Origin of the sequence: Delftia sp. PE138, from assembly GCF_018320755.1 — a bacterium.
Lineage (GTDB): Bacteria > Pseudomonadota > Gammaproteobacteria > Burkholderiales > Burkholderiaceae_C > Comamonas > Comamonas tsuruhatensis.
Genome location: NZ_JABEPN010000004.1, coordinates 107,332 through 130,489 on the forward strand (window position 1 = coordinate 107,332; position 23,158 = coordinate 130,489).

General features: G+C 61.8%; 28 protein-coding genes. 23 read left to right on the forward strand and 5 right to left on the reverse strand.

All coding sequences use genetic code 11. The annotated features are described in order from the left end of the window. Positions 1–471 precede the first annotated feature (471 nt). Both HFGMBDPB_RS15455 and HFGMBDPB_RS15460 read right to left on the reverse strand, forming a co-directional pair. Positions 472–930 (reverse strand): hypothetical protein, encoded by a 459-nt coding sequence (locus HFGMBDPB_RS15455; RefSeq protein ID WP_249343453.1) that lies wholly within the window; start codon positions 928–930, stop codon positions 472–474. Between the two features lie 343 nt (positions 931–1,273). Then, positions 1,274–1,492 carry a hypothetical protein gene (locus HFGMBDPB_RS15460; protein WP_212645707.1) on the reverse strand — a complete coding sequence of 73 codons (219 nt, stop codon included), beginning with the start codon at positions 1,490–1,492 and terminating at the stop codon, positions 1,274–1,276. 103 nt (positions 1,493–1,595) lie between these two features. On the opposite strand from HFGMBDPB_RS15460, the gene HFGMBDPB_RS15465 reads away from it, so the two are divergent. The 21 genes from HFGMBDPB_RS15465 to HFGMBDPB_RS15565 all read left to right on the forward strand — a co-directional run bounded on the left by HFGMBDPB_RS15465 (position 1,596) and on the right by HFGMBDPB_RS15565 (position 18,974). Beyond that, on the forward strand, positions 1,596–2,021 hold the full coding sequence (locus tag HFGMBDPB_RS15465) for a hypothetical protein (protein ID WP_212645708.1): 426 nt from the start codon (positions 1,596–1,598) through the stop codon (positions 2,019–2,021). Then, entirely contained in the window at positions 2,018–2,725 is a 708-nt protein-coding gene (locus HFGMBDPB_RS15470; RefSeq protein WP_212645709.1) for a phage antirepressor KilAC domain-containing protein, read from the forward strand. Before HFGMBDPB_RS15465 ends, HFGMBDPB_RS15470 begins: the two co-directional genes overlap by 4 nt. Next, positions 2,722–3,678 (forward strand): helix-turn-helix domain-containing protein, encoded by a 957-nt coding sequence (locus HFGMBDPB_RS15475; RefSeq protein ID WP_212645710.1) that lies wholly within the window; start codon positions 2,722–2,724, stop codon positions 3,676–3,678. Before HFGMBDPB_RS15470 ends, HFGMBDPB_RS15475 begins: the two co-directional genes overlap by 4 nt. Beyond that, positions 3,671–4,453, forward strand: a complete 783-nt coding sequence (locus tag HFGMBDPB_RS15480) for a hypothetical protein (RefSeq protein ID WP_212645711.1) — start codon at positions 3,671–3,673, stop codon at positions 4,451–4,453. Before HFGMBDPB_RS15475 ends, HFGMBDPB_RS15480 begins: the two co-directional genes overlap by 8 nt. Beyond that, positions 4,450–4,959, forward strand: a complete 510-nt coding sequence (locus HFGMBDPB_RS15485) for a hypothetical protein (RefSeq protein WP_212645712.1) — start codon at positions 4,450–4,452, stop codon at positions 4,957–4,959. Before HFGMBDPB_RS15480 ends, HFGMBDPB_RS15485 begins: the two co-directional genes overlap by 4 nt. Before the next feature lie 43 nt (positions 4,960–5,002). Next, a complete protein-coding gene (locus tag HFGMBDPB_RS15490) occupies positions 5,003–5,167 on the forward strand; it encodes a hypothetical protein (protein ID WP_249343454.1) in 165 nt (54 codons plus the stop codon). Continuing rightward, positions 5,164–5,631: a hypothetical protein gene (locus HFGMBDPB_RS15495; RefSeq protein ID WP_349305373.1), complete on the forward strand. Its 468-nt coding sequence runs from the start codon at positions 5,164–5,166 to the stop codon at positions 5,629–5,631. Before HFGMBDPB_RS15490 ends, HFGMBDPB_RS15495 begins: the two co-directional genes overlap by 4 nt. After that, positions 5,628–5,948, forward strand: a complete 321-nt coding sequence (locus tag HFGMBDPB_RS15500; protein ID WP_212645714.1) for a DUF4406 domain-containing protein — start codon at positions 5,628–5,630, stop codon at positions 5,946–5,948. The genes HFGMBDPB_RS15495 and HFGMBDPB_RS15500 overlap by 4 nt, the downstream gene beginning before the upstream one ends. Next, positions 5,941–6,198: a hypothetical protein gene (locus tag HFGMBDPB_RS15505; RefSeq protein WP_212645715.1), complete on the forward strand. Its 258-nt coding sequence runs from the start codon at positions 5,941–5,943 to the stop codon at positions 6,196–6,198. Before HFGMBDPB_RS15500 ends, HFGMBDPB_RS15505 begins: the two co-directional genes overlap by 8 nt. Beyond that, positions 6,195–6,719: a hypothetical protein gene (locus HFGMBDPB_RS15510; RefSeq protein ID WP_212645716.1), complete on the forward strand. Its 525-nt coding sequence runs from the start codon at positions 6,195–6,197 to the stop codon at positions 6,717–6,719. The genes HFGMBDPB_RS15505 and HFGMBDPB_RS15510 overlap by 4 nt, the downstream gene beginning before the upstream one ends. Further along, a complete protein-coding gene (locus HFGMBDPB_RS15515) occupies positions 6,716–7,264 on the forward strand; it encodes a hypothetical protein (RefSeq protein WP_212645717.1) in 549 nt (182 codons plus the stop codon). The genes HFGMBDPB_RS15510 and HFGMBDPB_RS15515 overlap by 4 nt, the downstream gene beginning before the upstream one ends. A 90-nt stretch (positions 7,265–7,354) precedes the next feature. Beyond that, positions 7,355–7,993, forward strand: a complete 639-nt coding sequence (locus tag HFGMBDPB_RS15520) for a C40 family peptidase (RefSeq protein ID WP_212645718.1) — start codon at positions 7,355–7,357, stop codon at positions 7,991–7,993. 119 nt (positions 7,994–8,112) lie between these two features. After that, the gene (locus HFGMBDPB_RS15525; protein WP_212645719.1) at positions 8,113–9,084 is read left to right on the forward strand and encodes a terminase small subunit; all 972 of its coding nucleotides are present in this window, start codon (positions 8,113–8,115) and stop codon (positions 9,082–9,084) included. A 4-nt stretch (positions 9,085–9,088) separates the two neighbouring features. After that, complete coding sequence (locus HFGMBDPB_RS15530; RefSeq protein ID WP_212645720.1) at positions 9,089–10,699, forward strand: terminase; 1,611 nt, start codon at positions 9,089–9,091, stop codon at positions 10,697–10,699. Between the two features lie 9 nt (positions 10,700–10,708). Beyond that, positions 10,709–12,970, forward strand: a complete 2,262-nt coding sequence (locus HFGMBDPB_RS15535; protein WP_212645721.1) for a portal protein — start codon at positions 10,709–10,711, stop codon at positions 12,968–12,970. A 220-nt stretch (positions 12,971–13,190) separates the two neighbouring features. Next, entirely contained in the window at positions 13,191–14,291 is a 1,101-nt protein-coding gene (locus tag HFGMBDPB_RS15540; RefSeq protein WP_212645722.1) for a hypothetical protein, read from the forward strand. A 71-nt stretch (positions 14,292–14,362) separates the two neighbouring features. Beyond that, on the forward strand, positions 14,363–15,655 hold the full coding sequence (locus tag HFGMBDPB_RS15545; protein ID WP_212645723.1) for a phage capsid family protein: 1,293 nt from the start codon (positions 14,363–14,365) through the stop codon (positions 15,653–15,655). Positions 15,656–15,728: 73 nt separating this feature from the next. Then, on the forward strand, positions 15,729–16,205 hold the full coding sequence (locus HFGMBDPB_RS15550; RefSeq protein WP_212645724.1) for a hypothetical protein: 477 nt from the start codon (positions 15,729–15,731) through the stop codon (positions 16,203–16,205). A 76-nt stretch (positions 16,206–16,281) separates the two neighbouring features. Continuing rightward, positions 16,282–16,740 (forward strand): hypothetical protein, encoded by a 459-nt coding sequence (locus HFGMBDPB_RS15555; RefSeq protein ID WP_212645725.1) that lies wholly within the window; start codon positions 16,282–16,284, stop codon positions 16,738–16,740. A gap of 1 nt (position 16,741) precedes the next feature. Beyond that, positions 16,742–17,413, forward strand: coding sequence for a phage adaptor protein (locus tag HFGMBDPB_RS15560; protein ID WP_212645726.1), 672 nt, complete (start codon positions 16,742–16,744; stop codon positions 17,411–17,413). Between the two features lie 10 nt (positions 17,414–17,423). Further along, on the forward strand, positions 17,424–18,974 hold the full coding sequence (locus tag HFGMBDPB_RS15565; RefSeq protein WP_212645727.1) for a hypothetical protein: 1,551 nt from the start codon (positions 17,424–17,426) through the stop codon (positions 18,972–18,974). Positions 18,975–18,977: 3 nt separating this feature from the next. Here HFGMBDPB_RS15565 and HFGMBDPB_RS15570 read toward each other — a convergent pair whose 3' ends face one another. Genes HFGMBDPB_RS15570 through HFGMBDPB_RS15580 form a run of 3 tightly spaced genes read right to left on the reverse strand, consistent with a single transcriptional unit; the run spans position 18,978 to position 20,051 of the window. Next, a complete protein-coding gene (locus HFGMBDPB_RS15570; protein ID WP_212645728.1) occupies positions 18,978–19,613 on the reverse strand; it encodes a P-loop NTPase family protein in 636 nt (211 codons plus the stop codon). Beyond that, positions 19,610–19,816, reverse strand: coding sequence for a hypothetical protein (locus HFGMBDPB_RS15575; protein ID WP_212645729.1), 207 nt, complete (start codon positions 19,814–19,816; stop codon positions 19,610–19,612). Before HFGMBDPB_RS15575 ends, HFGMBDPB_RS15570 begins: the two co-directional genes overlap by 4 nt. A gap of 52 nt (positions 19,817–19,868) precedes the next feature. Further along, the gene (locus tag HFGMBDPB_RS15580) at positions 19,869–20,051 is read right to left on the reverse strand and encodes a hypothetical protein (RefSeq protein WP_212645730.1); all 183 of its coding nucleotides are present in this window, start codon (positions 20,049–20,051) and stop codon (positions 19,869–19,871) included. A gap of 438 nt (positions 20,052–20,489) precedes the next feature. On the opposite strand from HFGMBDPB_RS15580, the gene HFGMBDPB_RS15585 reads away from it, so the two are divergent. Together HFGMBDPB_RS15585 and HFGMBDPB_RS15590 are read left to right on the forward strand one after the other, a co-directional pair. Beyond that, positions 20,490–21,620, forward strand: coding sequence for a nucleoid-associated protein (locus HFGMBDPB_RS15585; protein ID WP_212645731.1), 1,131 nt, complete (start codon positions 20,490–20,492; stop codon positions 21,618–21,620). Between the two features lie 2 nt (positions 21,621–21,622). After that, on the forward strand, positions 21,623–22,900 hold the full coding sequence (locus HFGMBDPB_RS15590; RefSeq protein WP_212645732.1) for a hypothetical protein: 1,278 nt from the start codon (positions 21,623–21,625) through the stop codon (positions 22,898–22,900). Positions 22,901–23,158 lie beyond the last annotated feature (258 nt).

Here is a 23,158-nt window from a genome sequence, read left to right on the forward strand (position 1 = left end):
CTGATGCTGTGACCGAGTGGGGCGGGCTGGAGCGATCCAGCCCGCTTCCCGCTGAACTTCTCACGCGCCGTCAGCGGCCGCCTCAACCAATCTGTACTCAAGCTCTCTTGTTAAAGACCGGGGCCAGCCCGGTCGATGCCGTGGTGCCCAACTCCCCGGCCGGTCCGCATGTGCGGTGCCGGGTCGCTGGAATTTATTGTAAACATGTTTACATGATTGCGTTCAATTACTTGTAGATGAGTTTACAAAAAAGCTGTTTTTACTTGTCCGGAAGATTCCGCTTGTGGGACATCTTTGGTCGCAGCTATGATTGCTACATGTATGGAAACACAGTACTTTCGGACGCGACTGAAGGGCGCACGCTCGTCAGAGTGCGAAGTGCGTGTGAAGCTGACGCAGAGATTGAGGGGTGTATCCGCGAGTTGACGACTCAGGGCGTAAAAGCCTTGATCTTCCCGAGCGAGGAGCTGCTTAAGACTTGGCGGACACGTCTTGCAGCACTTGCATGATGGCAGTGCTCGCCGCGTTAAATGCCTTTGCTCGACTGAGCTTGTCCGACTGCGGGATCATGTCAAAAAGCACCCCCAGCTCGACAGCGGCAGGGGTTAGCTCTGATGGAGCGCTGATCGTGGGCGTCTGCTCCATCTGACCTTCGCCAGTCAGCAGCCACCTGGAATTCACCTTCAGATAAGCGGCAACTTTGTCGTGCGCTTCGGTGCGCAGCTTCTGATCCCGCCCCTTGGCATTGGTCAGGATCATGCCAATGTTCTGGACGGATGTTCCAGCCGCGTTGGCAACGTCCTTGCGCTCGATCTCACGCCCAAGCGTTTCCGATCGCTTCTGCATGGCTTGAAGTAGACGTTCCCCGTAAAGCATGACGCACCTTAATCCTTGGTGTGTAAATTCGGTTGCGTTCTCGTCTGTAAACATGTTTACAATCTGGCATGAAGAAAGTTCGTGCTATCGAGCTGTTGGGTGGAACCCCAAAGAAGGCCGCTGAAGCGATGGGGTACCGCGCGGTTCAGACCATCTACCTCTGGCCCGATGTGCTTCCGCAAGCCACAGCGGACCGCGTGATGGGTGTTGTTGGGCGAATGTCAAAGCCGGGTAAACGGCGTCGTCGTGCACAACCCACCACCCAGGAGCCAGGCCATGCATAAGCCGTATCGCTGGGGCGACGCCCCCTCGCCCGCTGTGCAGCGCTTGAGCGACCGTCGCAGGTATCGCGACTCCGAGTTCTTCGTGAGCCTGAAGAAGCGGCGCAGGGACTTGGCTATCGCTGATTCGACTCTTCGCGAATGCGGGCCATCTGTTGAGCCTTCGCCTCGTCCTGAAGCCTGTCCACCCGCTGGATCCCATCCATGAGCGCGAGGTATGCGTCCTCGAAGGCGCTGGCCAGGATCTCCCGCGTGAAGTGGTGGTGTTCCGGCTCGAGCTTCGAAAGGATCGCGGCGGCGAGCGTCGCTGTTGGTCCGATGTGTTCCGTTTTCATGCCTGCCCTCCTGGTGGCGATTGCTGGTGGTGTGACAGCTTTCAGCATAGCCCAGGGAGCGGCGGGCACCCCTTCCCAGATCCATCCTCAGGAGTAGTCCCGCATGCGTGACACCCACGAAAAGCTGAGCCGGGCTGAAGCGGCTGCCTTCAGGGCGATCCAGGTAATCCTGGCCGACCTCGACGCCGAGCAGGCCGAGCGTGTGCTGGCCCGTGTCCAGATCCAACTGGATGAAGACGCTGGCGAGCCGATGTTCGCGCGCGGCGTTGCCGGGCCGCTGGGCAAGCTGGACATCCCGCTGCGCACCAAGGTGGACGAGGCCACAGCCGACCTGTTCTTGCGCCACTGCGGCCAGCAGTCCACGGACACATCCATGGTGCTGCGCGATTGCGTGTACGCCCTGGTCTACGGCAAGACCTATCGGCAGATGGTGGTTGAAAAAGTGAACCATGACGCTCAGCGTACCGAGGCGCTGGCCAAGCTCATAGGGCCCATTGGTAGCCCCGAATTCGGAGGGCCTGCCCGATGAGCGCGATCACTGCAATTTCTGCCGCCGTGCTGACCATGAGCAGCGAAGAAATCGCTTCTTTGGTGGAGTCCCGCCACGACAACGTGAAGACCTCCATCGAGCGCCTGGGCGCGCGCGGCGTGATCCAACTCCCTGCGTTGCAGGAAGTTCGGAACCATCTCGGCCAGACCGTGAGCGTCTACCAACTGTGCAAACGCGACAGCTATGTCGTGGTGGCGCAGCTGTCTCCTGAGTTCACCGCGCGCCTGGTGGATCGCTGGCAGGAGCTGGAGGCCCAGGCCGCTCCAGCCGTTCCGCGCACGATGTCTCAGGCGCTGCGCCTGGCCGCTGAACAAGCCGAGCAGATAGAGCAGCAGCAGGCCGCGCTGGCCCTGGCTGCGCCCAAGGTGGAGTTCGTGGACCGCTTCGCATCTGCGGAGACCGGTGCCATGGGCTTCCGTCAGGTCTGCAAGCTACTGCGCGCGAACGAGGAGCGATTCCGCGCGTTCCTGCTGGACAACAAGGTGATGTACCACCTGGGCGGCCGGCTGACTCCGCTGGCCCAGCACTTGGACGCAGGCCGATTCGTGGTGAAGGCAGGCCATGCCCAGCACAGCGACCACGCTTTCACCCAGGCCAAGTTCACCAGTAAGGGGGTGACGTGGATTGCCGGCCTGTGGGGCCAGCACCAGGCCCGCCTGACGCAGGAGGGTGCGCAGCAATGAGCACGATGATCATGGCGGCCTGCTGGCCGCTGGCGATGTCCCCCGCGCAGAAGGCTGTGCTGATTTCCCTGGCTGACCAGGCCAACGATGACGGCGTGTGCTGGCCGGGCGTTGCGACGATTGCGAAGCGCACCTGCCTGTCCGAGCGCGCCGTACAGGATGCCATCGCTTGGCTGCAGACGGTGGGCGTAGTGTTCCGTGAGTACCGCATCAACTCGAGCACCAGCTACACCATCACGCCGGCCAACTTCAACCCGGCTGCAGCGCCCGCGAAGCGCAAGCGTGGCACGGGTGCAGATGCCGCACCGGGTGCAAATGGCGCACCCCCCGCAAATGCCGCACCGGGTGCAGACGGCGCACCACCCCCCGCAGATGGCGCACCAGGGGGGGCAAATGGCGCACCTCAACCCCCGCAAATGGCGCACCCCAGGGGTGCAGATGGCGCACCCAAATCATCATTGAACCGTAATAGGAACCGTAAAGGAACCGCCAACGAATCATTCCCGCCGGCTGCGCCGTCGGCCCGCGATGGGGCTGGCGGCGATCCAGACGACGGCGAGACAGCCCTGCAGGCAGCCTGCAAGCTCACCTGGGCGGCCTACAGCTTGGCCTACGAGCAGCGGTACGGCGTCAAGCCGGTGCGCAACCAAGTGGTAAACGCCAACGTGAAGACGCTGGTCAAGCGCCTGGGCTTCGAGGAGGCACCGCTGGTGGCTGCGTGGTACGTGGCCAGCGTGAACGAGGCATTCGTGGTGAAGAACTCCCACGGCGTCGGCGTGCTGGTGAACCAGGCCGAGAGCTTCCGCACACAGTGGGCCCGTGGCCAGGCCGTGACAGGCACGGCAGCGCAGGCGGCCGACAAGACGAGCGCCAACTTCGACGCCATCGAGGAGGCCAAGCGACTGCTGCGCCAGCGCGGTGGCCGGGGCAACAGGGAGGGCGGCAATGCGTGACGACCACGACACCGACTGGCTGCTGGAGGAGCTGGGCGCCACGATGGAGCTGAGCGGCCAGCAGGTCCGACCTGCTGCCCTGCTGCTGCTGGCTGAAGACCTCGCCCACATCGAGAAACCTGTGCTGCGCCTGGCCCTGGCCCGCATCCGCGCTGAGCATCGCGGCCCGATCCTCACCGGCACCGTGCTGCAGTACGTGGACCACGCCATGGGCCGCATGCTGCCCGCCGAAGCCTATGGCCTGGCGCTGACCAGTGCTGACCAGCAGGCCACCGTGGTGTGGACCGACGAGATCGCCCAGGCCTGGGCCGTGGCCGCGCCGCTGCTCAATGCCGGCGACAAGTTCGGCGCGCGGCAGGCCTTCATCGAGGCCTACGGCCGGATCACGGGCGAGGCCCGTGCGCTGCGCCGCCGCCCTGTGGTGCAGGTCAGCCTGGGCTACGACCCCGAAGCGCGCACCCGCGCCGTGCAGGAAGCCATCACGGCAGGCCGGCTGCCGGGCGGTCTGGAGGGCCTGACCGACGACCTGCGCGAGCAGCTGCAGCTGCCGGCCCCGCGCGCCGCCCTGGCGTTGCCAGCTCCGGACTCGGTGCCCACCGGTCCGAAGCGTGAGGTGCTGTCCAAGCTGGCCACCCTGCGCGAAGCCTTTGCACTCAAGGCCGCGCGTTTCACGCCCGTGCAGGTCCAGGCCCGCGCTGGCCGCATGCGCCTGAGTCAGGCCAAGCGCCGCGCTGCTGTCGCCGTGGCGCAGCACCAGCAGGGGAGCCAGCCATGAGCGCCATCCATTCCGCCGTGAGCCGCGACTACCTGCGGCTGCCCTACACCTACACGCTGGCACAGGAGCTATCGGCCAGCGAACGGCAGCCGCTGCACCAGCGCAAGCGCGAGCCCCTGGCTGCTGCAGTCCTGGCCGCAGTGCATGCCGTGGGCTACGCATCCCCGACCGTGCAGCACTGGCGCGACCTGGCCGACGCCGCGAACCTGTCCGAAACGCTACTCGGCATGGGCGTCTTTACAGAGCCGGGGGCTCAGAGCCTGTTTGCTGATGCGGTGGCGGCCGTCGTGGACCTGGGCCGCAAGCACGGCCACGGACAGGAGATGCGCCTGAACGCCGTGCAGCTGGGCCACCTGGTCGAGTTCGGCGAGGCCTACGGCCAGGTGCTGGAGGTGATCCCGGCCCGTACCTTCATCCGCGCGCACCGCGCCACCGAACGCCGTCTGCGCGAGCTGCTGGTCAACAGCCACGGCAGCGACACCCATGAATTCATCGTCGTCGTCTGAACATCAATGGCAGCAACACCAAATCAATCTCAGCGGGGCAGCCGTGGCGCACCTCGTCAAGCTGGCCCAGCAACCCGGGTGGTGGGAGTACGTCAAGGCCAGGGCCAGGGAGCTGGACAGGGACGAGTCCCGGCTGTTCGTGGACATCGAGCAGCAGGTGGTGCAGCAGCTGCAGGCGCTCTCCTGGCGCCCGCCGCCCCGCGCGTGACGGTGCCGGCTGACCACCAGGGCCCAATCACGGTGCTGGGCGTGGACCCGGGCAAGCACACGGGCTTGGCCTGGATCGTGGACGGTCAGCTGCAGGCGCTGGAGGAGATTGCACCAGCTCAGATCCTGCAGACACTGCAGGGCAGGGCGCCCACGCTGGTGATCTTCGAGGACAGCCGCAAGGCCCGCAGGACCTGGACCGGCCAGGGCAGTGCTGCGGCGCGGGCCAAGATGGCACGCAACGTGGGCGAGATCGATGCATGGTGCGTGCTGATCGAGACCCTGTGCGCCAGCCTTGGCATTGCCTGCTTCGGCCTGGCACCCAGCGCCAAGGCCGGCAGTGCCCACGGCGCCAAGATCGATGCCGCCACCTTCAGCCGCCTGACCGGCTGGGCCGGTCGCAGCAATCAGCACCAGCGTGACGCCGCCATGATCGCGTGGTCCTTCCGGAGGGCACGGCCATGAAGCGCATCTACATCGCCGGCCCCATGACAGGCCTGCCCGAGTTCAACTACCCGGCCTTCAACCGTGCAGCCGCCACGCTGCGCGCCCAGGGCCACCACGTCGAGAACCCTGCCGAGAACCCCGCGCCAGCGTGCGGCAGCTGGGCCGGCTACATGCGTCTGGCGCTGCCGCAGCTGTGCACCTGCGATGCCGTGCACCGGCTGCCGGGCTGGAAGCACTCGCGCGGCGCCCGGTTGGAGAGCTTTGTAGCGCGCGTGCTGGGTCTGGAGGTGCAGGACTTCGATGCCAGCGCAGGGGAGGGCGGTGCACATGCTTGATTTCCGCCCCGATCTTCCGCGCCGTGGCCAGCGCGGCCCCGTGCGCGCCGCGTCTCAGCACCCGCCCCTGTGGCGTGGCGCCGCAATGCGCGAGCGCATCGAAGGCCCCGATGTCCTGGGGCGCTACCGCTTCTCCGTCTGGTCGGAAAACCGCTGCTGCCGCCTGGAGCAGTACGGCCCCACGCGCGTGTGCGTGATGAACGACCACGGCTTCCTGGTGCAGGTGGATGTAGAGGGCGACATCCGATGACCCAGAACCGGAGCACTTGGCCCAGCCGCAGCTTCGGCCGCCGGCCCGCCGCCGCGCCAGCGCCGGACCGCGAAGAGCGCCTGGCGCAGCGCGCGGCCCGAGCTATGGACAGTGCCCGCGCCACGGCCGGCATGGCTTGCACCAGCATCGTTGTGATGGGCGGGGCCAGCACGGGCTTGGTCGTGCCCAAGGCCGAGATCCTCGAATGCGAAGCCTACCGCCGCGCCGTGGCCGCGCTGCCCTGCATCTGGTGCAACGTGGTCGGGTACAGCCAGCACGCGCACCTGAACCTCGGAAAGGGCATGGGCCTGAAGACAGATGACCGCACCGGCTTCCCGCTGTGCTGCACTCGCCCCGACATCGAGGGATGCCATGTCGCTTACGACCAATACCGCCTTGTTGACGGCGGCCGCGAAGCCCACCGGGACTACGGCCTCGAATGGGGCCGCATCACCCGCCACACGATTCTTGAATCCGGCCAATGGCCACAACGCCTGCCATTCTGGAGTGAAACCGCATGAACCAAGCCACCACCAGCACCATCCACAAGACAGCCGGCGGCAATCCGGACACAGGCGCGGTCGAGGCCGTGCCCACGCTGACGCAGGTATACGAGGCGATCCGCCAGCTCCATGAGGCCGGCGAAGAGCCCACGCGCGACCGCATCCACAAGATGACGGGCCTGAACCTCACAACGGTTGATGACCGCATCAAGGTGTTGCGCGGCGAGGGGATGATTGCGGCCGTGAAGCAATGCTACCGCCCGGTGCACCAGCATGGGCCGGCGCGGGATGTGGTCATCGTTCATCTCAACGATGGCCGGACCATGGTGGAGATCGGTGAGCATGTGTTGCACCTCGTCCGCCCTGAGGCCGCGCGCCTTGGCCAAGGCTTGGCGGGCGTGGCCCTGGAACACACGGCGCTGACACGCGTCACGGAATTACAGGACCAGTTGTTGGAAGAGGTGGCGAAGCGGCGGGCGCTGGAGAAAGAGGTCAAAGCATTGAAGAATGCCAACAGACATGACTCCCGACAGGGGGATTTACTCCTGGGAATTGCGCCCTGAGTGGACTGTGGAATTGTCGCTTGACAATCGATCTTTTTTTGCGAAGATATATGGTGGTGCAGTTCTGCACTGTAACGCAAGAATAGACGCATGGATTACCCACTTCCAGACAATGAGGCAATTATCTTAAAGACAACTGACGTTCTTCCTGGGGACGTGCTTTTAGCTTATGCTTCAATAATGTCTGAGGAAATATATAGCCAGCCAATTGGATACTCACATGCATCTATCGCAATATCCGAAGGGAGAGTGTTGGATGCCTCTGGATCAGGAGTTCGCATTATAGAGCTGTCTTCGCTCTTTGATGAGTATGATCATTTGGCTGTGCTTCGAGCATCTTTGACATGGAGTGCGCGAAGACTTCAATTACTTGAGCAATTTGCTATTGCCCACGATGGAAAGAAATTCAATAGAGATGGTTTAAAGGGTGCACCAGATAAGATAAGAAGTCTAGAGAAGGAGTGGAGGGGAAGATTGGAGAGATTCTTTACGCAATCTGCTCCTCCAGATAGACCGAGCCATAATGCCTTTTTTTGTTCTGAGCTAGTTGCTCGCGCTTTCGTTGATGTAGGAATAATTGATGAGTCAGCGGAGATTGTCTTGTCTCCAGAAACGATTTATCCTAGCAAAATAGGTCTAGATAAAGTATTTGGGTTTTTTCAGGGTTATTTGATACGAGACGATGGTTATAAGGTTCCGGAAGAAGATCATTTCCGAACCTCGCTTTGAGTGCAATTGAAGACGCGCTTATCATCGAAAAATCGCCGATTTATTTTCGGCGGCTTGCTTGAGACAGCCTTCTCTGGCTAGGGTTCGACGCTAGTCGAGCAGGCCGGAACACTTGGGCGATGGCACAACGTCCTGCCGGCAAGTCCGAGCCTCAAAAGAAACCTGCACCCAAGAAGCCTGCTGCCGCGAAGAAGGCCGCAGGCTCTGCCGTTCCTACAAAGCGGCCGGCGGCCAAGAAGTCGCCGAGCCCCACGGCGAAACCGGAGTCGAAGAGGGTGCCTGCCAAAAGGGCCAGCGCCACGAAGCGCACGGATGCTCAGGCGCTGACCGCGAGGGAGTCGAAGTTCATCGATGAATTCCTGGTGGACCTGAATGGAACCCAAGCGGCGATTCGAGCCGGCTACAGCTCCAAGACTGCCCGGCAGATCGCCTCGGAGAACCTGTCAAAACCTCACATCCAAGCCGCGATAGCCGAAGCCCGAAAGCAGCAGCAGGAGCGCACGCAGATCACTGCCGACGCCATGCTCCAGCAGGCCTGGCTGATCGCCACAGCAGATGCGCGTGAACTGATCGAGACCAAGGTCGCATGCTGCCGCCATTGTTGGGGCGAGAACTTCCGCTACCAGCGCACCGTCAGCGAGATGAACCATGCGCGCGAAGCATGGCGCGCTGAAGGCAAGGCGCCCGAGGACTTCGATGAAGAGGGCGGCATCGGCTTCAATCCTCACCGGCCGCCGCACCCGGAGTGCACTGCATGCGTTGGCGATGGATATGCGCGCGAGGTCATCAAGGACACCCGCACCCTGAGCCCGGCCGCAGTCCAGCTCTATGCCGGCGTGAAGCGCACCAAGGAAGGGCTGCAGGTCCTGATGCACAGCAAGGAGGCATTTGCCGAGAAGCTGTGGAAGTACCTGGGCCTGTACGAGAAGGACAACCAGCAGAAGTCGGACCCACTGGCCGCGCTGCTGCATCGCATCTCAAAGGAGAACGGCAACGGCTTCGCGCCGATTGCAGATGACCCGGAGCGCACAGGCCCGCGCGCGGGCTCCACGCTGGAGGTGAAGCAAGACCCGACGGACGAGGAGGGTTGAGGCTGTGGCCGCGCGCGTCCACAGTGCTCCCCTGAACCGGCTCCCCGACACTCCCGAGGAGCTGGAGCGGTGCCTGCGCGATCCCGAATGGCGCCTGTTCTCCGGCTGCCTGTACAAGATCATGGTCAAGGGCGATTCCAAGGATGGGGAAGAGGCTGACACCTTCACCATGCCCTTCCGGCCCAATCGCGCGCAGAAGCGGTTCATCAGCCGGCTCTGGCACCGCAACATCATCCTGAAGGCGCGGCAGCTGGGCTTCACCACGCTGATCGCCATCCTGTGGCTGGACCATGCGTTGTTCAATGCGGATCAGCGCTGCGGCATCATCGCGCACGACCGCGAAGCGGCCGAGGCCATCTTCAGGGACAAGGTGAAGTACGCCTACGAGAACCTGCCCGAGGAGATCCGCGACCGATTCCCCCTGGCACGCGATAGTGCGGTGGAACTGCTTTTCGCCCACAACAACAGCAGCGTGCGCGTGGCCACCTCCATGCGCTCTGGCACCATCCATCGGCTCCACGTCTCCGAACTGGGCAAGATCTCGGCGCGCTTCCCGCACAAGGCCAAGGAGGTGATGACCGGCTCCATACCGGCCGTGCCGACCACGGGCATCCTGGTGATCGAGAGCACGGCTGAAGGCGCCAACGGCGAGTTCTACCACCTGTCACAGCGGGCCGAGGCCCTGCACTACACGCACAAGAAGCTGAGCCCGCGCGACTACCGCTTCCACTTCTACGCGTGGTGGCAGGAGCCCAACTACCGCATGGACGCGGGCCTCGTCCATGTCGCGCGCGAGCAGCACGACTATTTCGACCAGGTCGAGGTCGAGATGCAGTGCACCATCGATCTGGAGCAGCGGGCCTGGTATGTGGCCACCCAGGAAGCGGACTTCCCCGGCGCGCCTGAGCGCATGTGGCAGGAGTACCCCTCCACGCCGGCCGAGGCATTCCAGCAGTCGAGCGCGGGCCGGTACTACGCCAAGGCCATGGTTGCGCTCACGAAGCGCGGCGGCATCACCTCGGTGCCAGAGCTGGATCTGCCGGTCTACACCTTCTGGGATATCGGGCGCGCGGACGGGACGGCCATCTGGTTCATGCAGTCCCTGCGCGGCGAGGACCGCTTCATCAACTACTACGAAGAGCACGAGGAAGACCTGCGGCACTACGTGCGCCACCTGCAGGACCTCGGCTACGTGTTCGGCGTGCACTTCCTGCCGCACGACGCGAATCACAAGCGCCTGGGCGACACCAACCGATCCACCAAACAGCAGCTGCAGGCCCTGATGCCTGGCCAGAAATTCACGGTGGTGCCTCGCATCACCGAGCTGCAGACGGGCGTCAACCTGGTGCGCAAACACCTGCGCGGCGCTTGGTTCGACAAGGACTCCTGCGCCTTCGGCTTGGAGCGCCTGCGCGGCTACAGCAAGAAATTCAGCCGGGCGCTGAACAAATTCATCGATGAGCCCGACAAGTCCAACGGCTGCACGGAAGGCGCGGACGCGCTGCGGCAGTGGGCGCAGGCGAAGGAAAGCGGGCTCTTCAACCCCAATGACGATGGGTACGGCGCGCGCGCTGAGCCCGAAGAGGAAGAGGATGCGCCGGACTGGCGCGCGTGAAGCACTGCCATGAACTATGCAAAACCCCCAAGCACTGCAGACCTGGGCGCGGCGCTGACGCCGCACGAATATGCCCGCATCATCGATGACATCCTGGAGCAGCCGCCGTGGCGCCGGCAGGCAGACATGGAAGCCGACTATGCCGACGGCAACCAGCTGGGCAGCGAACTGCTCGCGCGCATGAAGCGCTTCGGCATCCCGCCTGCCAAGGAGAACATCATCGGCCCGGCGATTACGGCAGTGTGCGGCCATGAGGCCAAGACGCGGACCGACTGGCGCGTGACGCCGGACGGCGACCCGGGCGGCCAGGACGTGGCCGATGCGCTCAACTTCCGCCTGAACCAGGCCGAACGGCACAGCCGGGCAGATCGCGCGATCAGCGACGCCTTCAAGCCGCAGGTGAGCGTGGGCTTGGGCTGGGTGGAGGTCGCGCGGGCCAGCGATCCGTTTGCCTACCCCTACCGCTGCCGGTATGTGCACCGCAATGAAATCTGGTGGGACATCCGGGCGCAGGAGGCTGACCTGTCCGACGCCCACTGGCTGCTTCGGGAGCGCTTCATCCGCAAAGACCGGGTCGCGGCGGCATTCCCTAAGCACCGCGAACTGATCATGCGAGCGGACTCTGCATCAGGCCCTGGCGGATACGGTGGCTATCTGGGCGAGGGCGGCTATTCCACGGGCCTGGTGCCGGGCCTGGATGTGTCTCGGGCCTGGACGCCGCGCGAGCACGCGTGGTACCGCTCGGAGACCGACGAGCTCAGCCTGTGCGAACTTTGGTACCGGCGCTGGGTATCGGCGCTCGTGCTGCGCCTGCGCGGCGGCCGCGTGGTCGAGTTCGATGAGTCCAACCAGCAGCACCGCCTGGCCGTGGCATCGGGCGCGGGCAAGCTGTCGCGCGAGACCGTCACGCGGCTGCGTCGGTCCTACTGGATCGGCCCCATCTGCCTGCACGATGGCCCCACGCCATACCCACATCAGCATTTCCCCTATGTGCCGTTCTGGGGTTATCGGGAGGACCAGACGGGCATGCCGTTCGGCCTGGTGCGCGACATGCTGTTCCCGCAGGACAACCTGAACAGCACCATGGCAAAGCTGCGTTGGGGCATGGCCTCGACGCGGGTCCGGCGCACCAAGGGCGCCACGGAGATGACAAGCGCTCAGATCCGCCAGCAGTTGGCCCGCCCTGACGCCGACATCGTGCTTGACGCCGAGCACATGAAGGATGGGGGGATTTTTGAGGTGGACCGTGATTTCCAGCTCAACGCCCAGCACCTGCAGTTGATGGAAGACAGTCGGCGCGCGCTGGGCCGGGTCAGCCCGGTGACGCCCGCCATGCAGGGCCAGGCCGGCACCGCGCGCAGCGGACTGCAGGAAACCACTCAGGTGGAGCAGTCCCAGATCGGCATGGCTGACTTGATGGACAACACCAAGGACGGGCGCACCATGGTCGGCGAGTTGCTGATGTCCCTGATCATCGAGGACATGGGCGACGAGGAGCAGACCATCGTGATCGAGGGCGACGTGCTCAACCCGCCGCGCACCGTGGTGCTGAACAAGGCCGAAGAGGACCCAGACACAGGCTTGGCCTATCGGTCCAATGACGTTCTGCGCACGCGCATGAAGGTCGCTCTGGAGGACGTGCCGAGCACCAGCAGTTTCCGAAGCCAGCAGCTCAGCTCGCTGTCCGAGTCAGTGAAATCCTTGCCCGAGCATATTCAGGTGGTCGCGCTGCCGTTCCTGATCGACCTGATGGACCTGCCCCGCAAGAAGCAGGTGGTGGAGGCCATCCGCGCGGCGACTGGCCAGCAGACGCCGGAGCAAATCGAGCAGCGGGTGCAGCAGGAGGTCCAGGCCGCACTGCTGAAGGCCGGCCACGAGTTGAAGGCGCGGGAGCTGGAAATGAAGGAGCGCCTGACGGACGCCCAGATCAAGAAGGTGATGGCCGATGCCGTTCAGGTGGGCGTGCAGGCCGCCTTCTCGGCGATGCAGGGCGGCGCTCAGGTTGCCATGAACCCTGCCATCGCGCCCATCGCGGACGCCATCATGCAGGGCGCGGGCTATCAGAAGCCGAACCCTGGTGGGGACGATCCGGACTTTCCGGTGCCGGGCGTTGTCGCAGGCGGCCCCGCGCCTCAGTCTGGCGGTCCGGGCGCGGCCGGCGACATTGGCCAGGTGCGCGAGAACACCAGCCCGTCATTCCCGCCCGTCCCGCGGGAGCCGTCGCGCGGCATGCAGGGGATCGAGACTGCCACCCCTGCCGACAACCTGTAGCGAGTCACTCCGTCCAGAGTTGGATGCGGCGGGCGTGCCGCCTGACACTGTGTTCCACGTTAAAGGCGAAAGCCAGAGACGAGAAGCCTGCCCGTGATGGGTCGGCACCTCCCGCAGCTGGAGAGCGTGATGGTCGGGGCTTCGGCCCCGACCTGATCCTCGAATCTGCGTGCCCCTTCAAACAGGCCCGGCCGGATAGCCGGGGATGTGGAGCACCTACATGCCGATGTCACCAGAGCAACTGCTCGAATCCGCCTTTGCAGGACAACTGGATCTGGACGCGGACGCAGCCCAGACCGCCGAAGCCAGCAACGCCGCGAGCACTGCTACACCCGCAACCGCCACCACTGGCGCTGAGCAAACTGCTGCAGCGCCTTCTCCCGCTCCTGCTGCCGCACCCGCTGTTGCAGCAACCCCGGCTCCTGCACCTGCTGCAGGCGCGGCGCCCGCTCAGGATGACGAGCCGGCCGGCGCGCCCATTGCCAGCAAGTCCGGCAGCTACACGATCCCGTTTGAGAAGCTGGCTCAAGCTCGCACCGAGCGTGACCAGTTCAAGGCGCGCGGCGACTCGCTGGAGAGCGAGAACGCCACCTTGAAGGCTCAGATCGACCAGTTGAACCGCAGCCAGCAAAGCAACCTCGCACAGGCCCAGGCGGATGCCTCGGCTCGCGAGCAAGCCGGCGCGGCGCCAACCTCGGCCGACAACAACCTGGCAATTGCCAAGGCCGCCGCCTCCCAAGGCGTGGAGATGGCCCTGTTCGGCGACTTCTCGGAGGAGGGGATCGCCAAGGGCGTGGCTGCGCTGGTGGACCAGCGTGCTGCAGCACTGGTGGACGCGCGACTGGCCCAGGCCATGCAGCCGCTGCAGCAGCGCGAACAGCTCAGCGCGCAGCAGGCGCATGAAAACGCGATCTACGCAGCGCACGCCGACGCGGACGAAATTGCCGACTCTGCCGAGTTCAAGCAGTGGGTGGATGCCCAGCCTGCTTTCGCGCGCGCAGCCGTGGCCAATGTCCTGCAGAACGGTTCTGCTGCGGAAATCGTGGAAGTGTTCAGCACTTTCAAGGGCGCAAAGCCTGTCGCAGATCCTGCCGCCAGCCCAGCAACTCCCGCCAACGCCGTGGACGCGGCTGTGGCAAAGGCGAAGGCTGGTGCCGAGCAAGCCGTGCCGGTGAGTCTGTCCGAGTTGACGGGCGCGGCGGCCGGTGCCAGCGAAGCAGAGCGCGTGCAGGCCCTGGCCGATAACCCGGCGGCACTGATCAACGTGATGAGCGGGATGTCACCGGCAAAGCTGGATGCCCTGATGAACAGCGTGGCGTGAGCCACTGAAGCATTTTTTGAAACCCGGGCCACCTCGTGATGAGGCAGCCCTCTCCCCAAGACGGAGGACATATGTCCGGAAAAACCAATGTGGCAACCGGTTCGCCGAATGCCCAATTCGTCCAGGCTGCCGGGCTGTTCGCTCAGTCCATGCAGCGCAATTCGACGCTGAACCGCATGGTGGGCACCGTCCCCCAGGGCGAGGCTCACGTCAGCGCCGTTCTGAGCAAGCAGACCTCCACCGACATGCCCATCGTTCGCACGGTGGACCTGACGCGCGGAAAGGGCTCCGAGGTGGAGTTCCACTTCGTGCAGCCCACGAATGCCTATCCCATCATGGGCAGCCGCATGGCCGAGGGCAAGGGCACGGGCATTGAGTTGGACAACGGCCGCGTGCGCGTGAACCAAGTCCGCTTCCCGGTGGACATCGGCGACACGATGACCGATATGAATTCCCCCGTGGAATTCCGTCGCATCGGCCGACCCATTGCGCTGTCGCTGATGAACGGCTACCAGGACCAGCTGATGCTGACCCACCTGGCCGGCGCGCGCGGCTTTCACGACAACATCGAATGGCGCTTGCCGACCGAGGCCCATCCGCAGTTCGCAGAATTCGCCATCAACGAGGTGAAGGCGCCCACACGCAACCGCCACTACATTGCCGATGGCGATGCCATCAAGACCGTGGCGGCCAACGCGGGTGAGCTGGACATTGCATCCACTGACGTGCTCGGCATGGATGTGGTGGACAGCATTCGCACGACGATGGAATCGATCGCGCTGCCCCCGCCCGCCATCAAGATCCCCGAGGACAAGGTGGCCGAGGATTCGCCGCTGCGCGTTCTTCTGGTCTCGCCCGCTCAATACCACGCCTTCGCCCAGGACCCCGGCTTCCGCCAGTTCCAGGCGAACGCCCTGGCACGCGCGTCCAAGGCCAACAACCACCCCCTGTTCCTGGGGGAAGTGGGCCTGTGGAACGGCATCTTGATCTGCAAGATGCCCAAGCCCATCCGCTTCTATGCCGGCGACACGGTGCGCTACTGCGCCTCCTACGAGACCGAGACGGAAAGCACCTGCATCGTGCCGGCATCGTTCGGGACCACCCATGCGGTGGACCGCGCGATCCTGCTGGGCGGCCAGTCCCTGGCCCAGGCCTTCGGCAAGTCCAAGCACGGCGGCATGCCCTTCTTCTGGAGCGAGAAGGACTTCGACCACGGCGACAAGCTGGAACTGCTGATCGGCGCCATCATGGGCGTGTTCAAGATCCGCTGGCTGGTGTCCCAGGGCAACGGCAAGAAGCACTACACCGACCACGGCGCCACGGCCATCGATACGGCCGTGCGCATCATCGGCGAGCGCAACTGACGCGCCCCAGGGCGGGCGGTCAGCTGATCGCCTGTCCTCCGCTGAGTTCTTCACCATTTCATCGGAGGCCAACATGGCAACCATCACCAAAGTGCAGTCCGCCAGCAATCGCCTGGGCGCGACGCCGTGGGGCAACCTGAGCGCCCTGCATTACACCCTGGCCACCAACGCGGCTGGCGCGGCCCTGGGCGGCGACATCCTGACGCCCGCCATCCAGGGCACAAAGATCCGCCTGGGCCTGCTGCCCGCTGGCTTCAAGCTGATCGACAGCCTGGTCGTCGTTGCCGTTGGCATGACGGCATCCGTCACCGCCAAGATCGGCTTCGAGTATGCCGACGGCGTGGACGTGCCGGCCGTGCCCCAGGACGACGACTACTTCGGCGCGGCCGTGAACCTGGCCGCCACGGCGCGCCTGCGCAACGCCACTGCCAACCCGGTAATCACGCTGCCCAAGGATGCCTACCTGATTCTGACCGTGGGCGGCGCGGACAACGCCAAGGCCAGCGCGCTGGACGTGGTGGTGCTGGGCGTCCCCGAAGGCGTGGCCTGACCGAAGCCGCGCTCGCGGCGATGAACCATGCAGCAAGCCGGCCTGTCCGGCTTGTTTCACATGAACGGAGCGAATCATGAAGTTCGACAAGCTGGAATACACGGGCAAAAAGCCCTATCACGACCGTCACGCTGCCACCCATTGGGAGCCTGGCGATACCAAGCTGGTGCCCGAGGCCGTCGCGCGCAAGCTGCTGCGCTTCGTGGAATTCCGCCGCGCGTCCATCGATCAGCAGCAGGTAGAGCAGCTGCAGCCTGCCGATCAGCAGGATCAGCAGGCGCAACAGCCTGACACCACGCAGACGCAGGACGATGCTGCGCTTCAACAGGCCCAGGCCGCCCAGCAGCAGGCAGAGCAGCTGCAGCAGCAAGAGCGTGCAGCCACCGAGGCCATGCTGCTGACCATCGAAGGCATGGACAAGGGCGCCCTGGTCGAGTACGCCGCAAAGTACGAGGTCAAGCTGGACGCCCGCAAGGGTGAGGCCAAGATGCGCGCCGAGGTGGCCACCCTGATCGAGCAGTTCGGAGCCCGCTGATATGAACCTCAAAGACCTGATCGCGCGGTTCCGGGTCGCGGCCGATGATGAGGTCGAGACCTATCGGTGGACTGACAGGAAGATCACCATGTGGCTGAACGACGCGGTGGCCGAGGCCGCAGTGCGCGGGCGGCTCCTGCTGGAATCCAGCCTTCCGGGCATCTGCCGCATTGCAGCGAAGGAAGGGCAGAGCACCTACCAGTTGCATCCCGCGCTGTACGAGATCACGCACCTATCCTATGCATGCGACGGCGCGAGCGAGCCGCAGCAGCTGGACCTGGTCTCCACGGAATGGCTGGACCGCAATCATCCGGGGTGGCGCCACAAGCGCATGGACCGTGTGCGATGGGCCGTGCAGAGCGAAGGCGCCATTCGCCTGGTGCCCGCCCCGCCGCGCGACGGCCAGATCATGCTGGAAGGCTACCGGTTGCCCTTGAGCGAGATGCGATCCGGGTCCGACGTGCCCGAGATCCATGCCTTCAGCCACGACAAGCTGGTGCTCTGGGCGCTGCATCGCGGCTACTCCCAGCCCGATTCCGAAGCCTTCGACCCAACCCGCGCCGAGCTTTCCGAGCGCGAGTTCACCAAGTACTTCGGCCGCCGCCCCGATTCCGACATGCGTCGGGAGACGCGCGAAGACGTGCCGCACGTCACCGAATCCATCATCCTCTGAAAGGCCCGCCATGTTCGGCTTTCACCCTGACAAGAAGGCGCCGCCGGCCCCGCAGCCCAAGCTGGGTTTTCGCACGCGCAACCAACGCCAGAGCGAGGCGCTGGCCCAGGCCCAGAACCAAGCCCCCGACTCCATCCCCGGCATGTTCAAGCCGGGCGAGTTCGTCCTGCCACCCGATACTGTGCACGCCATGGGCGGCGCGGGCGCGCTGCAGGCGGCCGTCGATGCCACCCACACACCCGCTGCTGAAGAGGCCTGGGTGCCGCGCGGCTTCAAGCCCAAGGTGTTCTTCGCCAATGGCGGCCGGCCTGAAGACCAGATCCCCCTGGACGGCCAGCGCGCGGCGCCTGCTGCCGACGGCTCCCAGGACAACCCGATGAATTCGGAGCTGGGCCGGAATGTGACCAACACCCTCAACGCCCTGGGCGGTGGTGCGGCCGGCGCATCTGGCGCCGTGGCGCGTGCCGTGGACGCGGGCATCGGCGCCAATGCGGCGCTGGGTGCTGGACGTGCAGCAGGTTTTGCGAGCCGGGCTTCGTCCACTGCGGCTCCCTTGGGTGTGCCTGCAGCCGGCGCCGTCGGCCTGGGCGCGGCCTATCAGGCTGACCGGCCAGCGGGCGGCCTGCCATCCCTCCGCACGACCAGCTCCACAACCCCTGCAGCGTCTCCTGGCAGCAATTCCTCCAGCGGCACGGCGCTTGCCGGCTCTGGCGCCAGCATGGGCCCGCCGGATGCGGCGGCCCCGTCCGAAGTGATGCCGGGCGTCTATCGTCGCGGCAACAGCTACGCCGACAGCGCGCAGGCTGCAGCCCTGGGCGACCAGCCGCGCGGCCTTCCGTCCTGGCGCAACCAGAACGCCGCCAACAACCTGGCAGGTCAGCAGCAGGCCGAATCCATGGGCCGAGTGCAGGCCGCCATGGCGCCCCCGCCCACATCGCCCATCCAGCGCGTGGCCATCATGGGCTCCGGGGATGCGCGCGGATTCCGCCGTGCCAGCAACCTCCGCGCATCAGATCGCGGCGACCTGGCACGCCTGCAGGAGGCCCAGCGCTACGATACCCGACTGGGTTTCGCCACCGGCCAGCAGCAACTGGAGCGTGATCGCATCGCGGCCGACACCTTCCGCACAGCACGCGGCTTCAATGTGGATCAGCAGCGGCTGGACACGGAGCGCCGCCTGGCTGACTCGGAAATCACGGCGCGCGGCTTTAAGAGCCGGGCTCAGCAGCAGGAGGAGCAACTGCGCAATACCTTCCTCGATCCCAACGCCACAGTCCATCAGCGTCAGCAGGCCCAGCAGTCCCTGCGCGCGATCAACGGAGAGACGGAGCAGTCGCCTTGGAAGGTCACAGTCACGCCCGCGATTAAAAATGCTGATGGCTCAACAACCCAGGGCAGCATCATCCGGCACAACAGCGTCACTGGTGAGGTGCAGCAGGTGGATGGTGGAGGGGCGCGCGCACAGCCTCCGGCCAAGGAAAGCTTGGTGGTCGGGCAGGTTTACACAACGCCAGCGGGGCAGCTCCGATGGAATGGAAAAGCCTTCGAGAGGATGGGTTAGCCTCTACTTGGCAGGGTCTGCCGGAGGGAGGTCGTAGGCCTCCTCGTAAGTCATAGTTCTTGGTGATGGGAGGCTCTTGAACTCGCTCATCGTGCGGATCACCGTGTCGGTCGAGCCCTTGATGATCCCGTTCTCCCTGGCCTTGTCCTGCGTCACCCAGGCCCAGAAGTCCTTCCGGGCAAACAGCGCATCGGCATCCGGGTGCGCGGCGTAGATCTTCCTGTAGTGCGTCTCCAGCTTCAGCAGGTCTGCATCGGTCTTCACCAGCGGGTGCTGCGCGCGAATCTCCGCAGACAGCGGATACCGCTCGCACATGTCTGTCGGGCCCGCGCTCGGGCTGTACAGGCACCCGCACGCGCGCATGATCATCCCCGCCGCCGGCTGCCAGGAAGTGTCGCGCGCCTTGTCCAGCGTGCATTGCTCTGGAGACTTCGGGCCCAGCAGGCCACGGCCCGAGCCGCGGCGGACCTCGAAGAACTTGTCGGGGTGCTGCTGGGCACACAGGTTCAGCGCGGCAGCGTGGGCCGGCGCGTTCTTCACCCCGGGGAGCTTATCCAGGAGGCAAGTGGCGTAGTCAGCGGCCAGGGCTGGACCTGCGGCACATAGGCCTGCGGCGAGGAAGAGAACGCGGAGGATCATCTGCTCGTCTCGTCGATGATTTCTTCCAGCACCTGCACCGCTCCACGGATTCGTGCGAGGGTTGTTTGGAGTTCGGTCTTTTTCTCTTCAACTGCCCGAAGCTCGTCCTCAATACGAATGGCGTTCTCACGCAGTTCACGCGCCCGTTGGCGATACCGCTCGATGGATTCAGGGGACGTGTCTGGGGGGATGTTCTGGCTCATTGGCGCCTCCTGAGCGGAAATGTAGCAGGGCTCGCGTCAGGCCCCGCCGCGCTCACTCACGAGCTTCCCGCAGCATCTCCTTGAGCACATCGATGCGGCCTTCGATACGGCGCAAATCCCATTCGAGCGCAGGATCCTTGGATTCGGATGCCTGCAGCTGCGCCTCTGCAAAGGCCTTCTTCGCTCGAAGATGGTCCAGCATGTCTTCCATCGCTCTGATGTCCGGGGCGCTCATAGGTAGAACCTCCTGGCGGCAATGTAGCAGTAGGTTGCCTGTATGGGGGCGAGGTGTACCACCGTGCTGGGGAACTCAGGAGGGTGGAGCGGGGCCAGTGCATAGGCTGACGCCAGGGAGCTTGTCCAGTAAGCACGTGGCGTAGTCTGCAGCTTGGGCTGTTGGCACCGCTGCCGCAATTACGCTGGCGATGATGGAAATTGCTCGTCGCATTGCACTCCCTTTCAGGGCGCCTGACTGTATCAGAGTGGCTTGACACGCACGTGCCATTGGAACCTACGACTACTGGGTAGCCGTCGTGACTGAAGCGCTAGACATGCTGCTTGCACTCGGTGCTGTATGTATGTACAGTATACGCAAGCGATGGTCTTCACCAAGTTGGCGTTCTTGGGAATTTGCATTACATTTGCTCACATTACTTTTAATGTGGGGAAATAAATGGCTATTGAAATTATTAATGCGGTTATCCATGGTTTCGAGAAAGAGCAGCATGTGAAAGGCGTGGCTCTTGACGATATTGTTTACAAAGATAAATGCCTTGATATTACCTTGCCGACCGTAATTGCCTTGGTTTCCGGTGTTGCTAAGCTTCTTGGAAATAGAATGAATATGCAGTCGTGGGGGCGATTTAACCCCACAAGGGGTGGTAAGTTTTATGATTATTACAGTCAAAATTACTTAGAGGTGGTTAGGGAAGACAAATTCTTGGAATTATCGATAAACGCCATGGATGAAATTGTCGAATATGCCGCAAAAGAACCAGCATCTACTGGTTCTAGAATTCTTTTTGCTCTATATAAGGATGATGGCAACTGCTTGAGGTTGCTTATTGCTATGATCAAGCAGCGTGGCGGCATAACCTTGGATAAGGACTATGTGCCCATAGGAGTGGTCGAAGTCGATATGTCTAAATTAAGCCAGGCAGCAGATATTCGTTGCAACGAATATATTATCTCCGTTGGAGAGGAGCAGGGTGATGATGGCGTTGAAGCGGAAGACGTTGATAATTCAGAGGAAGGGGATCTGAGAAATTATCTTTCTTTTCTTTCTTCAAAAAATGCCAGTGATGCATCAGGATATTTCATTGAGGCACTGGGGTGTATGTTGCACGTTTCGCCCAAAAAATCCACAACTGCAGTTATAAATTTAACCAAAGAGTTTTTTGAAAAGACGGATGGCCTAAAACCGTTTGCTAAAGCTGCCAAAGAGGCTGTTGTTAATTATTTGAAGCAGCAGAAGCAACATGATAAATCGGCAAAGATTGAAGAAATTGTCCATGAGATCTCTAGGATAATTCCCGCCGATTTAGTATTTCATATTGATGAGCTATCGGGTTATTATAATAACGATAAAAATAGAGTGCCGGCTGAATTTTTTGTTCACTCGGGGGCATTGGATAAGTGGACAAGAGTCGTGGTGACGACGGAAGATATGCAGTTGAAGTTTAGTAAATCGGTTGTTGGTACAGATGAGAGATCGAAGGTTTTTTACGACCGAGATAAGAAAAGAATTATAATCAAGGATCTTAACGAACGCCAAATTGGTCAATTGGAAAAGCAGCTTGGATAATTATGTTTAGCGCCCTTGTAAATATTTATAGATTGATAGGGTTGCCTAGCTTTGGGGAATCGTATTCAATCGATGTCACTATTCCTAGTAGTGTCGATTTACTCCGGGCGCTAAAAGAGTACAACTTTGACGGCTCGTCCCTTGCTCAAGTCGAGTGGCAGACGCTGGACTCTGGTGATTTAAGGGTTGAAATTGAGCTTCCTCAACGAGGAGACGGCTATTTTTACGCAACTTTCACGGATTTTTTCCACTCAATTTCTTACCAGATAAATGTCGGATCTCAACCAGAGTTTTTTTATATTCGAGATCTTGATTATGCATATGGTGAGGAGTATGAATCCATAGTTGAAGTATCTAATCTCTACAAATTTATAAAGTTTGTCAAAGACTTGAGAGCATTCTCTGCTGTTGCACTTGATGATAACTATGAGAACAACAGTAGTAGGGTGATTTTTCTAAGGGCTGCTGATGGAAAGACTTCGCAACAAGCAACAACTTTAAAAATTGAGGCATCAATTGACCTGTTGAACGTTCCGCTTCCCCATGCAAAGATGCTGGAATATGTGAAGGTTGCGAAAGAGAAAAGTAGACCTCATGTGGAAGAAAAGATAGTTATCCTGAATTCTTCAATTTCCGAGGTGATTGCAGAATGTGAGCATAACGGGGCTGAGTTTGCTTATTTAGTTCGCAATTGGCGCAAGGTGATAAAAAAATACTATCACAATTGGGATGCCTACATGAACGGGTTTTCTTTCGATGCAATTAGAAAGAAAATATCCGATAGTGTGATTGATAGTACAACAAAGATAAATAATGCTGTGGGGGATTTGGGTACAAAAATACTCGCGGTGCCTGTATCAATGGCAGCGTTGGTTGCAGTACAAAATTCAGAAAGATGGCTAGTTTTTTTTATAGGGCTTGTTGGGATTGTAATTGCGTCGTATATATTGAGAATAACAATTGAGCATTACCGTCTTCAATTGGATAATCTGATCAATACGTTTCAATTTAACATGGAGGCTGCCTCTTCCAGTAGTAGGTCTTTTGGTGCTTCTATTAGATCTCAGATTGAAAAAATTGAAGATCATATAGATGTGCAGAGAAGAAAGATATCTAAGACACTATTCGTTTATGAAACTTTGGCAATTCTTCCAGTATTATTGGGGTGTATTCTTGTTCTTTATAGATATGCGGAAGAAATGGATTATGCTCGCTCATTGTACTTATATTGCTATTTTGAAAATGGTTTTTTCGGGCTAATCAAGTATTTGGCACTCTGAAAACATTAAGCGCACCTTGTTAAAAGGCTGAACCTCTTGGGAGGCTAAAATAGCTCGTCCTATTTTTCTCAATGTGCAGCGCCGATGTTGTAACTGACCTCCGTGGTAGTGCCTGTAGCGCACGACGAGACGCTCCGCCCAGGGTTCACGCGATCCTGCCCCAGTGCTGACACTGGGGCATGCCACCTCTCCCCATCCTCATCCTCTCCGGTGCGCTGCTCCTGGCGCTTGTCTTGGTCTGCGTAGCTCTGCGCGCGG